The 11,507-nt window shown below is 64.2% G+C and carries 12 protein-coding genes; 4 read left to right on the top strand and 8 right to left on the bottom strand.

The features are described 5' to 3' along the window. Positions 1 to 120 precede the first annotated feature (120 nt). Both C1H69_RS07460 and trxB read left to right on the top strand, forming a co-directional pair. Positions 121 to 330, top strand: a complete 210-nt coding sequence (locus C1H69_RS07460; RefSeq protein ID WP_102652775.1) for a zinc ribbon domain-containing protein — start codon at positions 121 to 123, stop codon at positions 328 to 330. A 207-nt stretch (positions 331 to 537) separates the two neighbouring features. Further along, entirely contained in the window at positions 538 to 1,509 is a 972-nt protein-coding gene (gene trxB / locus C1H69_RS07455) for a thioredoxin-disulfide reductase (protein WP_102652774.1), read from the top strand. A gap of 19 nt (positions 1,510 to 1,528) precedes the next feature. Here trxB and C1H69_RS07450 read toward each other — a convergent pair whose 3' ends face one another. Beyond that, positions 1,529 to 1,852 (bottom strand): SlyX family protein, encoded by a 324-nt coding sequence (locus tag C1H69_RS07450; RefSeq protein ID WP_338066166.1) that lies wholly within the window; start codon positions 1,850 to 1,852, stop codon positions 1,529 to 1,531. 50 nt (positions 1,853 to 1,902) lie between these two features. On the opposite strand from C1H69_RS07450, the gene C1H69_RS24390 reads away from it, so the two are divergent. Then, the gene (locus C1H69_RS24390; protein WP_102652773.1) at positions 1,903 to 2,367 is read left to right on the top strand and encodes a cold-shock protein; all 465 of its coding nucleotides are present in this window, start codon (positions 1,903 to 1,905) and stop codon (positions 2,365 to 2,367) included. A 97-nt stretch (positions 2,368 to 2,464) separates the two neighbouring features. Here the strand turns inward: C1H69_RS24390 and C1H69_RS07440 are convergent, their stop codons facing one another. From C1H69_RS07440 to map, 7 genes are all read right to left on the bottom strand, one after another. Then, the gene (locus C1H69_RS07440) at positions 2,465 to 2,851 is read right to left on the bottom strand and encodes a hypothetical protein (RefSeq protein ID WP_102652772.1); all 387 of its coding nucleotides are present in this window, start codon (positions 2,849 to 2,851) and stop codon (positions 2,465 to 2,467) included. A gap of 8 nt (positions 2,852 to 2,859) precedes the next feature. Next, a complete protein-coding gene (gene dapE / locus C1H69_RS07435) occupies positions 2,860 to 4,026 on the bottom strand; it encodes a succinyl-diaminopimelate desuccinylase (protein ID WP_102652771.1) in 1,167 nt (388 codons plus the stop codon). Continuing rightward, a complete protein-coding gene (gene dapD, locus C1H69_RS07430) occupies positions 4,013 to 5,038 on the bottom strand; it encodes a 2,3,4,5-tetrahydropyridine-2,6-dicarboxylate N-succinyltransferase (RefSeq protein WP_102652770.1) in 1,026 nt (341 codons plus the stop codon). The genes dapE and dapD overlap by 14 nt, the downstream gene beginning before the upstream one ends. 52 nt (positions 5,039 to 5,090) lie before the next feature. Beyond that, positions 5,091 to 5,435 carry a Spx/MgsR family RNA polymerase-binding regulatory protein gene (locus C1H69_RS07425; RefSeq protein WP_102652769.1) on the bottom strand — a complete coding sequence of 115 codons (345 nt, stop codon included), beginning with the start codon at positions 5,433 to 5,435 and terminating at the stop codon, positions 5,091 to 5,093. Further along, on the bottom strand, positions 5,429 to 6,661 hold the full coding sequence (gene dapC / locus C1H69_RS07420) for a succinyldiaminopimelate transaminase (protein WP_102652768.1): 1,233 nt from the start codon (positions 6,659 to 6,661) through the stop codon (positions 5,429 to 5,431). The genes C1H69_RS07425 and dapC overlap by 7 nt, the downstream gene beginning before the upstream one ends. Positions 6,662 to 6,804: 143 nt before the next feature. Continuing rightward, entirely contained in the window at positions 6,805 to 9,486 is a 2,682-nt protein-coding gene (locus tag C1H69_RS07415; protein ID WP_102652767.1) for a [protein-PII] uridylyltransferase, read from the bottom strand. Between the two features lie 11 nt (positions 9,487 to 9,497). After that, on the bottom strand, positions 9,498 to 10,289 hold the full coding sequence (gene map, locus C1H69_RS07410; RefSeq protein ID WP_102652766.1) for a type I methionyl aminopeptidase: 792 nt from the start codon (positions 10,287 to 10,289) through the stop codon (positions 9,498 to 9,500). 314 nt (positions 10,290 to 10,603) lie between these two features. Here map and rpsB point away from each other — a divergent pair, with 314 nt between their 5' ends. Next, complete coding sequence (gene rpsB, locus C1H69_RS07405) at positions 10,604 to 11,350, top strand: 30S ribosomal protein S2 (RefSeq protein ID WP_102652765.1); 747 nt, start codon at positions 10,604 to 10,606, stop codon at positions 11,348 to 11,350. The last annotated feature ends 157 nt before the right edge of the window (positions 11,351 to 11,507 follow it).

Here is an 11,507-nt window from a genome sequence, read left to right as displayed (position 1 = left end):
GGTGCCGCTTTCAAGCGCTGCCCACTGTTTCTATGCTGTACGAAGGTTGAAAGCGTTGCCCCTCGCCCTCACTTACCCAGGCATCAGGCCAGGTACGGGGCGCGACAAGCGGAGCCCGTCATGAACGAAGAGCGCCTCGATGCTCGGCCAGTCCATTGTCCTTACTGCAACATGCCCTTCGACCTGGTGGTGGACGCATCGCAGGGCAGCCACGAGACCTGGGAGGACTGCCCCTACTGCTGCGCGCCTATCCAGCTGCGTATCGTGGTATCGCCGTTTGATGGAGAGCTGGAGGATGTCCTGCTGGGGCGCGATGACGAGGTGCTGTAGCCCATGATGGGGACGTGGCAGGGCCATGCCGAGCCGGTGAGGTAAAGACCGGCGGGTCGCGTCGATTTGTGCGCCGCCATCTTCTGCGCTCGGCTGCTACAATGGCCGTCGATTATTGCGGTGGTCTGGTTCTGGTGGCTGCCAATGCCATCGGGTCGTTCCAACCCCCTTCCTGATCTTGTTTTCAGCGACTTGAGAGGTTTATCCATGAGTGAAGCGCGTCACGAACGCCTGATCATCCTGGGCTCCGGCCCGGCTGGCTATACCGCAGCCGTCTACGCGGCCCGGGCCAACCTCAAGCCGCTTCTGATCACCGGTATTCAAGCCGGCGGCCAGTTGACCACCACCACCGACGTGGACAACTGGCCTGGGGACGATGCCGGTGTGCAGGGGCCGGAGCTCATGGAGCGCATGAAGCGCCATGCCGAGCGTTTCGATACCGAAGTGCTGTTCGATCACATCCATGAAGTGGAGCTGCGCAATCGGCCCTTCGCCCTGAAGGGCGATAACGGCACCTACACCTGTGATGCGCTGATCATTGCCACCGGCGCCAGCGCTCGTTACCTGGGGCTGGCGTCGGAGCAGGCGTTCATGGGGCAGGGGGTGTCGGCCTGCGCGACCTGCGACGGTTTCTTCTACCGCAATCAGGAGGTCATCGTGGTGGGTGGCGGCAACACCGCCGTGGAAGAGGCGCTGTATCTCTCCAATATCGCTTCCAAGGTGACCCTGGTGCATCGCCGCGATACCCTGCGGGCCGAGAAAATCCTGCAGGACAAGCTGCGCGAGAAGGCCGAGAACGGCAACGTGGTGCTCGAGTGGAACCATGTGCTGGACGAGGTGCTGGGCGACACGACGGGCGTCACCGGGGTGCGTATCAAGTCCGTCCAGGATGGCAGCACCAAGGAGATTGCCGCGCCCGGGGTGTTCATCGCCATCGGCCATAGTCCCAACACCGGTATCTTCGAAGGGCAACTGGAAATGGCCGGTGGCTACATCAGGGTGCAGGCTGGGCTCGAGGGTAATGCCACCGCCACCAGCGTGCCGGGTGTCTTCGCTGCCGGGGACGTGATGGATCACGTCTACCGCCAGGCGGTCACTTCCGCCGGCACCGGCTGCATGGCCGCACTGGACGCCGAGCGCTACCTCGACGACCTGGCGCCACCCTCCTGTCAGGAGTGATTCCCTCATTACGCATTGATCAGTAGTGCGGCGGAATCTCGTCCTCGGGCCGGGGTTCCGCCATCTCTCCTTCCTGCAGCGCCTGCTGCTGCTCGCGCAACTTTTCCTGCATCATCGCATTGATGCGTTCCAGCTGTACCAGCCGCCTATCCTGCCTGGCCACCGTTTCGTCCAGCAACGCCAGCCAGTGCTCCTGATAGGCGATGCGGCTTTCCAATGCCTCCAGACGCGACTCCAGCCAGGCGGGCGCCTGCGCAGGGCTCATGCTAGAATCGTCGCGCTGCGTGTCGCCGTTTATCGCGATGCCCTCGTCGGGCGATATGGCCTTGTGCCGTGTCGTCATCGGACATCCTGTATCGTCGTTTCACCACAACAAGTGAGTATCAAGGATCCATGAAGCATAAGGTGATATTTCGTTGCGCTCTCGTCAGTCTGCTGTTGGCCGCTCCGGCGCCATTGCTGATTGCCCTGTTCATCTATCTTACTGGCGGTACCCTGCCGCGCCAGCTCTTTGCCACCCTCGAAACCGGCGGTTTCACGGTGATTTATCTCGTCGTGGCAGCGGCGGTTTTCCTGCTGCTGTTGATGGCGACTCTTGCCGTGCATGCGCTGAGCCCGCGGCTGGTAACACTGGCCGAGGTCGAGGACGATGACCGCGAAATCGGCGAGGTGAAGTGGTTCAACGTCAACAAGGGGTACGGCTTCATCAAGCGTGACAGCGGTGAAGACGTCTTCGTGCACTTTCGTGCCATTCGTGGTCGCGGGCATCGTACGCTGGCCGAGGGTCAGAAAGTACGCTATCACGTGATCGAGAACGAGAGGGGGTTGCAGGCCGACGACGTTACCATCATTACGTGAAACGAAGCGTCCGGCCTTCGCCCGCTGGCTCAGTATACCCACGGCAAGAATACCCTGTACGCGACGGCGTACGGGGTATTGTCGTCTCTGGGAAGGGCTACTGTCCGGAATCGGGCCATTCGATGACCGCTTCACTTCCGTCGGGCAGCACTCGCCAGAAGCGGTCGGGGTCGTCGCCTGGCTGCCAGCTCCCCAGTGAGCAGCGGACTTCGACGCCGAGGCGTTCCGCCACTTCCCGAGCGCAGTCGGCATCCCGCGCCCAGGGGGTGTGGGCGCTGTCGAACCACAGGCTGGCGTAGCCGTCGGCGGCATTTTCCACCAGTAGTATCGGTACCGTCTGGCCATCATGATGACCGCGGGTCTGCCACTTGCGACGACCCGCCGGGCTCAGCGGGGCGGCGTCGAGCCTTTCGCCGAGCCAGGCATCGAGGGCGTCCAGCGGTGCCTGGGCCAGGTAGATCTCGATATCCGGATAGTGAGTCATGGGAGGCCTCAGGGCTGGGCAGTGCCGTTGACGAACAGTTTGGCGAGTATCGCTTCATAGATCCGGCTCAGGTCGTCGAGGTCGGCGGCTCGCACTCGCTCGTTGACTTGATGGATGGTGGCGTTGAGCGGCCCCAGTTCCACCACCTGGCTACACAGCGTGGCGATGAAGCGCCCGTCGGAGGTGCCGCCGCTGGTGGACAGTTTCGGCTTGCGGCCCATCACGGACTCGACCCCGTACAGGGCGGCATCGACCAACTCCCCTTCGGGGGTCAGGAAGGGTTCGCCGTTGAGTGTCCAGTCGATATGGTACTCGATGCCGAAGCCGTCCAGCAGGGCAGCGGTACGCTCCCTGAGCTGCTCATGGGTCACTTCGGTGGAGAAACGAAAGTTGAAGACCACCTCCACGTCACTCGGGATCACGTTGGTGGCGCCCGTTCCGGCCCGTATATTGGAGATCTGGAAGCTGGTGGCGGGAAAGAATTCATTGCCCGCGTCCCAGTGCTCCCGTACCAGGGCATCCAGCGCCGGCATGGCCTGGTGGATGGGATTGCGGGCCAGGTGTGGATAGGCCACGTGACCCTGCTTCCCCTTGACATGCAGTACGCCACCCAGCGAGCCGCGTCGGCCGTTCTTGATCACGTCGCCCAGGGCGTCGGTGGAGGAGGGCTCTCCCACCACGCAGTAGTCGAGCCGCTCATGGGCTTCGCGCAGGTGCTCGACCACGGCGCGCGTACCATCCACGGCTGGGCCTTCCTCGTCGGAGGTGATGAGGAAGGCGATCCTGCCGGGGTGGTCGGGATGGGCGGTCACGAACCGCTCCACCGCCGTGATCATTGCCGCCAGGCTGCCCTTCATGTCGGCGGCCCCTCGGCCGCAGAGCATGCCTGCTTCGTCGATGCAGGGCTCGAACGGTGGATGTTCCCAGTGCACGTGTGGCCCGCTCGGGACCACGTCGGTATGGCCGGCGAAGGCCAGTACCGGGCCATGATGCCCATGGGTCGCCCAGAAGTTCTCCACGTCACCGAACGGCAGACGAGCGATGTGAAAACCGAGCCGTTCGAGTCGCTCGATCATCAGCTCCTGGCAGCCAAGGTCGTCGGGCGTCACCGACGGCCGGCGAATCAGTTCGAGAGCAAGCTCGAGCGTGGCGGAAAGTGGCTCAGTTGTGGGCATGCAATGCCTCGTTGAGAGCCACGGCACTCTTGTTGGTCAGGCACTCGATGCGGCCGTTCTGCGAATTGCGACGCAGCAGCAGGTCATCCTGGCCAGCCAGCTCGCGGGCTGCCACGGTCTTGACCTCCTGGTTCTGATCGTCGAGCAGGGTGACCTTGGCACCGGCGGTGATGTAGAGCCCGGCTTCCACGGTACAGCGATCGCCCAGCGGAATGCCGATACCGGCGTTGGCACCGATCAGGCAGCCCTCGCCCACCTTGATGACGATGTTGCCGCCGCCGGAGAGGGTGCCCATGGTGGAGCAGCCGCCGCCCAGGTCGGAGCCCTTGCCGACCATGACACCGGCGGAGATGCGGCCTTCGATCATGCCCGGGCCTTCGGTGCCGGCATTGAAATTGACGAAGCCTTCATGCATCACGGTGGTGCCTTCACCCAGGTAGGCGCCCAGGCGGACCCGGGCGGTATCGCCGATACGAACACCGGTCGGCACCACGTAGTCGGTCATCTTGGGGAACTTGTCGACACAGTCCACCGAGAGGACACGGCCCGCCAGGCGTGCCTTGAGCCGGCGAGCGGGCAGCTCCTCGATGTCGATCGGGCCTTCGCTGCTCCAGGCGATGTTGCGCAGCAGGCCGAACATGCCGGTCAGGTCGAGCTGATGGGGCTTGGCCAGGCGATGGGATAGCAGATGCAGCTTGAGGTAGACTTCCGGGGCGCTCTGGGGGGGCAGGTCGCTTTCCAGGAACATGGCCACCAGCGGACGCTGGCTGCTGGCAAATGCCTCGACCAGCTCCGCCTGCTCGATGTGACCGGCCGACGTGAGCGCGCTGCCCAGCGCTTCGCAGTGCTCGGGCAGGAAGCTGACCGCGGCGTTGCCGGCAGGGGCCTCCAGCACCTTGCTGACAGCCTCCACCAGCCCGGCCTCGGGGTTGAGCAGGGGGGCGGGATAGTAGATCTCCAGCCAGTCGCCCTGGGTGTTCTGGGTGCCGATTCCGAGTGCAAAGCTCAGCATGTGGTGTCCTCGCGTCATGAAATGAAGAAGAGTGAAGTCGGCTGATTCGGGCTCAACCGCTCAGACCGTCATAGTCGCCGTCACGATAGCCCAGCAGTATCTCGTCGCCGGTATCGAGTATCGGGCGCTTGAGCAGAGTCGGGTGGGCCAGCATCAGTCGCCGGGCCTTGTTGGCGTCGACGTCCTGCTTGTCAGCGTCATCGAGGTTGCGCCAGGTGGTGCTGCGCTTGTTGAGCAGGGTCAGCACCGGCAAACGCTCGAGAAGGTGCTCGAGCAGCGCGGTAGAGAGGCCGTCCTCGCGCAGGTCATGGATATGGTAGGGGATGCCCTTGCCGTCCAGCGCCTTGCGCGCAAGGCGGCAGGTATCACAGCTCTTGATCACGTACAGGGTCAGCATGATGCGCTCCTTTCGATGAAACGGCGTATGCGTCTTGCTGCCTCCACCGTGGCGTCCAGTTCGGCCACCAGCGCCAGGCGCACGCGGCCCGCACCGGGGTTGTCGCCACCTGTAGCGGAACGGCCCGGTTCGTCGGGAGCGGGGCGTCCCATATAGGACCCCGGCAGTACGCTGACGTGTTCCTCGGCATAGAGCGCCTGGGTAAAGGCCGCGTCATCGCCGCCCGGTACCGCCGGCCACAGATAGAAGCCCGCTTCCGGCGCGGGAAAGCCCATCACGGGGGCCAGTATCTCGGTAACGGCGGCGAACTTCTGGCGATAGGCGTCGCGGTTGGCGCGCACGTGTGCCTCGTCGTTCCAGGCCGTGATCGAGGCGTGCTGCAGCGGCAGCGACATGGCGCAGCCGTGGTAGGTGCGGTAGCGCTTGAACGGGGCGATCAGGTCGGCGTCGCCGGCCACGAAGCCGGAACGCAGCCCCGGCAGGTTGGAGCGCTTGGAGAGCGAGTGGAACGCCAGGCAGCGACGATAGTCGTGACGACCCAGCGTTGCACAGGCCTCGAGCAGCCCCGGCGGCGGGGCGCCCTCGTCCAGGTAGAGCTCCGAATAGCACTCGTCGGAGGCGATGATGAAGTCGTGCTCATCGGCCAGCCGAATCAGTTTCTGGAACTCGACAAGCGGTGTCACCGCCCCGGTGGGGTTTCCCGGCGAACAGAGGAAGACGATTTGTACATCGCGCCAGGTCGACGCCGGCACGGCGTCGACGTCCGGGCGAAAGCCGGTCCCGGCACGACAATCGAGATAGAGCGGGAGGCCGCCTGCCAGCAGGGTAGCGCCTTCATAGATCTGGTAGAAGGGGTTGGGCATCGCCACCCGTGCCGGGCGGGTGCGGTCCAATGCCGCCTGGACGAAGGCGAAGATCGCTTCCCGGGTGCCATTGACGGGCAGCACCTGGGTGTTCGGGTCCAGGCCTGCGGCCAGGCTGAAGCGCCGGGTCGCCCATTCTGCGATGGCGCTGCGCAGTTCGAGGATGCCGGCGGTGGCCGGGTAGCGCGCCATGTCGTGCAGATGGGCCTGCAGCGTGTCCAGCGCCGCGGCGAAGGGGGCGTGTTGGGGTTCGCCGATGGTCAGCGGCACGTGATCCAGCCCTGCGGGAGGCGTCACGCCGGTCTTGAGGGCGGCGAGCTTCTCGAAGGGGTAGGGCTTCAGGGCGTCGAGATCGGGATTCATCGGTGTCCAGGGCGCCGTGGTCCGGCGTCGATTATTGCGTTGTAGGGCCGAAATGGCGCACGAGCACGGTGCGGCACGAGTGCGGGCAGACCGCCGATTATAGGGAACCCCCCGGCCGGCCTCAAACCTGTGGGATGTTGCGCTCAGCCCGAGACGTCCAGCACCTCGATCAGCCGTTCGCGCAGGCGCTGCTGGCGCTCGGGGTCGGTGAGCGGCAGGCCTGCCTTGTCGGTAATGAAGAAGACGTCCTCCACCCGCTCGCCCAGGGTCGCGATCTTGGCCGCCGTCAGAGCGATATCCTGCTCCATGAAGATGCGCCCCACCCGGGCCAGCAGGCCCGGACGGTCGGGAGCTGTCAGCTCGAGCAGGGTACGCTCGTTGGCCGGGTCCTGTTCGATGAGCACCTCCGTGGGCACCCGGAAATGGCGCAGTTGGCGCGGTGTATGGCGCGTGACGATCTTGGGGTAGTCATCCGGGTCGTCCAGTTCTTCCACCAGGTGGCGGCGGATCGCCTCGATGCGCTCGGCATCGCGAATCGCCTGGCCACGACTGTCCAGCACGATGAAGGTGTTGAGTGTCCAGTCATTGCTGGACGTGGCGATGCGGGCGTCGTGGATCGACAGTCCCAGCTGTTCCATGGCGGCGGCGGTGGCGGCGAAGAGGTCATCGACCGAGCGGGTGTGGATGAACACCTTGTTGCCGCCGTCCGTCATGTCGTCGGTGGGTGCGCTGATCAGGATCAGCGGCAACTGGGAGTCACCATGGGCCAGGATGCCCATGGTCTGCCAGACGATCTCGCTGGGGGCGTACTGCAGGAAGAAGTCCTCGCCCAGGGATTCCCACAGGCGATCGACGCGGGGCAGTTCGGCGCCTACCGTGGCCAGCAATGAGCGGGCCTCGTTGCGTGTCTCCCGCACCCAGTCCTCGCGATCCAGAGGGTTGTCCAGGCCACGGCGCAGGGCGCGCTTGGTCTCGGCGTGAAGCTGGCGTAGCAATGACGCACGCCAGCCGTTCCACAGGGAGGGATTGGTGGCGTTGATGTCGGCCACCGTCAGGACATAGAGATAGTCCAGGCGAGTCTCGTCACCCATCACCCGGGCGAAGTCGCGGATCACGTCCGGGTCGGTGATGTCGCGTTTCTGGGCCACCATCGACATCAGCAGGTGGTGTTCCACCAGCCAACTGACCAGGCGTGTATCGCGCAGCGTCAGGCCATGATGCTTGGCGAAGCGCTCCACGTCCCGGGCGCCCAGGATCGAGTGGTCGCCGCCGCGTCCCTTGCCGATGTCGTGATAGAGCCCGGCGATCCACAGCAGCTCCAGCTTGGGTAGCTGATGCATCACCGCTGCCGCCACGGGAAACTCTTCGTCGGCGTCGGGTTCACGGAAGCGCTGGATGAATTTCAGCAGACGCAGGGTATGGGCATCCACGGTATAGATATGGAAGAGATCGTGCTGCATCAGGCCGACGGCCTGGCCGAATTCCGGCAGGTACTTGCCCAGAACCCCATAGCGATTCATGCGTCGCAGCTGCCGCGCCACGTTACCGCCGGAGCGCAGCAGGGCCATGAACAGGCGCCGGTGACGGGCATCGTCGCGGTAGAGATCGTCGATCTGATGGCGGTGGTCGCGAATCAGGCGGATGGTGTCGGCGCGCACTCCCTCGATCTCGGGGTGTTCCGCCATCAGCAGGAAGAGCTCGAGCAGGGCGGATGGATGTTCACGAAAGACGGAGCGCGACCGAGCCTGGATGTAGCCGCCCTCGATCTCGAAGCGCTCGTTGAGCGGCACCGTTTCCAGTGTCTCGGCCTTGCGCAGGATGGCTTCATCGAAGTGCTGCAGCAGCATGTCGTTGAGCCCGGCCAGCGCCGTGACATGGCGATAGTAGCGCTTCATGAACTGCTCGACGGCGAGGCGCTCCGGGGTATCGTGAAAGCCGAACAGCTCGGCGATGGTGCGCTGGTGGTCGAACTGCAGGCGATCCTCGGCACGGTTGGTCAGCATGTGCAGGGCGTAGCGCACCTGCCAGAGGAAGGCCTGCCCCTGGCTCAGGATGCGCAGCTCGGCATCGTTCATGAAGCCATTGGCGACGATATCCTCGTAACGCTGGGTGCCGAAGTGACGCTTGGCCACCCAGCCGATCATCTGGATATCCCGCAGCCCGCCAGGGGAGCTCTTGATGTTGGGCTCCAGGTGGTACTCGGAATTGTTGAAACGGTGGTGGCGGGCAATCTGCTCCTGCCACTTGGCCTCGAAGAAGCGGTCCGCAGGCCACATCCGTTCCGGGGCAATCCGAATCTTCATGGCGTCGCGCAGGGGCTCGGGGCCGGCCAGGATGCGCGATTCCAGCAGGTTGGTGACCACCGTGATGTCGGCTTCGGCCTCCCGTGCGCAGTCATCGAGCGAGCGCACGCTGTGGCCGATGTCCAGGCCAATGTCCCACAGGAAGGTCACGAAGGTGGTCAACGGCTCGCGGTAGGGCCCGTCGTCATTGCGCTCGAGCAGGAGCAGCAGGTCGACGTCGGAGTGGGGGTGCAGCTCGCCGCGGCCGTAGCCGCCCACGGCAAGCAGTGCCACGCCGTCGTCCGGCCATTTCTGGAGGGCCCAGGCGATACCGAGCAACTGGTCGATGCACCAGGCCCGGCCATGCACCAGATCGCGAATGTCGGCGCCGGCGCGGAAGCGCTCGTCGAGCCGGGCCTGGATGTCGCGTAATGCCGCCTTGAAGGGGGCAATGGGCGAACGGCTGCCTGCCAGTTCGCTGCGGAAGGTCTCGGCATCGAACAGCGATTCGTCAGGCGCGAAGCGGTAGTGGTGCAGTAGCATGGGCGATCGACTCAGTGGTCGAGGAAGGAGAGGTCTTCGTCGCCGCGGGCAGTCAGGACCTCGACGCCGGTTTCGGTGACCAGCAGCGTGTGTTCCCACTGGGCGGACAGGCTCTTGTCCCGCGTCACGGCAGTCCAGCCGTCGCGCAGCACCTTGGTCTGGTGGCCGCCCACGTTGATCATCGGCTCGATGGTAAAACACATGCCGGCAGCCAGCACGGCGTCCGCCTCGGGGGCATAGCCGTCATAATGCAGCACCTGGGGCTCTTCATGGAAGGTGGCGCCGATGCCATGACCGCAGAAATCCCGTACCACCGAGTAGCCGTTGGCCTCGGCGTGTTGCTGGATGGCCCGGGCCAGTTCCGAAAGCCGCACGCCGGGGCGCACCAGGGCAATGCTCCGATAGAGGCATTCCTGGGTGACGCGGCACAGGCGCTCGCCCTGGATGCTGTCGCCGACGATGAACATCACGCTGGAATCGCCGTGGTAACCGTCGGCGGTCTTCACGGTGATGTCGATGTTCATGACGTCGCCTTTCTTGAGCTTCTTGGCGTCATCGGGAATGCCATGGCAGACCACGTGATTGATCGAGGTGCAGATCGATTTCGGGAAGCCGTGGTAGTCCAGTGGCGCGGGGGTCGAGCCCAGCTCGTTGACGATATAGTCATGGCACAGCCGGTCCAGCTCTCCGGTGCTCACGCCGGCTTTCACGTGGGGTGCGATCATTTCCAGCACGCTGGCCGCCTGGCGGCCGGCTTCGCGCATCTTCTCGATCTCGTCGGACGTCTTGATGGGAATGTTCATGGAATCTCGGTTCTGAGGGTTTGCAGCGCCCGGGAAATGGCGGGATCGGGCAACGGGCGACTTCATCTCGCTGGCGAACTATGGTATAAAGCCGCGCGCTTTCCTGCAATCGTCGACCCTCCGACAGAGCCCCGGCTCGGCCGAATCTCGACGGTAGCGGCGGCGCGATAACGAGGCGCATACCGCGCTTCGACAACATAGCCTTGAAAAACACACACGCACCGGCACATGGTCCCGGGTGCTATCGCAGCGTCGGCTCGGTAGTCGGATCCATGGGGTGCGTGGAGGCCTAACCCGATTTTCAGGAGTCATCCATGGCACATGTCAATATGCGCGATCTGCTGAAGGCAGGCGCTCACTTCGGTCACCAGACCCGTTACTGGAACCCGAAGATGGGCAAGTACATCTTCGGTGCTCGCAACAAGATCCACATCATCAACCTCGAACACACCCTGCCGGCCCTCAATGAGGTGATCGACGTGGTCGAGAAGATGGCGGCGTCCAACAACAAGATCCTGTTCGTTGGCACCAAGCGCAGCGCAAGCAAGATCATCAAGGAAGAGGCCAATCGCGTCGGCCATCCGTTCGTCAACCACCGCTGGCTTGGCGGCATGTTGACCAACTACAAGACCATTCGCCAGTCCATCAAGCGTCTGCGCGACCTCGAGACCATGCGCGAGGACGGCACGTTCGAGAAGCTGACCAAGAAAGAGGTCCTGATGGCGACTCGCGAGCAGGAGAAGCTCGAGCGTTCCATCGGTGGTATCAAGGAAATGGGCGGCCTGCCCGATGCCCTGTTCGTCATCGACGTCGATCACGAGCGCATCGCGATCAACGAAGCGAACAAGCTGGGCATCCCGGTCATCGGTGTGGTGGATACCAACTCCAACCCGGATGGCGTCGACTACGTGATCCCGGGCAACGATGACTCCATTCGTGCCATCCAGATCTACGTCAAGGCGATTGCCGATGCCTGTGGCCGTGCGAAGGAAGGTCGCCCCGACGAGTTCGTCGAGGTCACCGAGGGCGAAGGTGGCGATACCGCCGCCACCGCCGAGTAACGGCAATACGCCCGAGCAGGCATCGCATGCTCGGGCGGGCCGGCGCCGTCATGGGCCGGCCCGCCCTCTCACCCCGCCACGGCGGGGCAGGACTCCACCGGACCCCAGGGGTTCGGCGCCCTTATTCCCAGGTCGAACCCATTCACGGGTTCAACTA

Source organism: Billgrantia endophytica, from assembly GCF_002879615.1.
In the GTDB taxonomy this organism is placed as follows: domain Bacteria; phylum Pseudomonadota; class Gammaproteobacteria; order Pseudomonadales; family Halomonadaceae; genus Halomonas; species Halomonas endophytica.
Note: the sequence above shows the minus strand (reverse complement) of the source record. Positions and strands in the feature narration are given on the sequence as shown.